Source organism: Pedococcus sp. P1_H8 (genome assembly GCF_056405175.1).
The window spans coordinates 1-403 of record NZ_JBFUCP010000338.1 but is presented as its reverse complement, the minus strand read 5'-3'; the positions used below and the strand labels follow the sequence as shown (position 1 = coordinate 403).

The window sequence follows — 403 nt, the reverse complement described above, 5'->3', positions numbered from 1 at the left end:
GACGTCGGCCGCGGTGACCCGGGTGTGGAACGCGATCGAGGCGAGAATGGCAGCCTTGGCCGCCGCGTCGAAGCCCTCGACGTCGGCGGTCGGGTCCGCCTCCGCGTAGCCGAGCCGGCCCGCCTCGGCGAGCGTGTCGGCGTAGTCGGCGCCGGTCTCGTCCATTGCGGAGAGGATGAAGTTGGTGGTGCCGTTGACGATTCCGGCGACCTTGTTGACGCGGTCACCGGCCAGCGACTGGGTCAGCGGCCGGATCACCGGGATCGCGCCCGCGACCGCGGCCTCGAAGTACAGGTCGGCCCGCTGCTTCTCCGCGGCCTCGGCGAGTTCGCCGGTGTAGTCGGCCAGCAGCGCCTTGTTCGCGGTCACCACGGACTTGCCCGCGTTGAGCGCGGCCAGGATC

The 403-nt window shown here is 71.5% G+C and carries 1 protein-coding gene; it reads right to left on the bottom strand.

Going from position 1 to position 403, the window contains the following annotated elements:
• A partial coding sequence (locus AC1DYG_RS20275; RefSeq protein WP_477641635.1) for a homoserine dehydrogenase occupies positions 1 to 403 on the bottom strand: 403 nt, incomplete at both ends.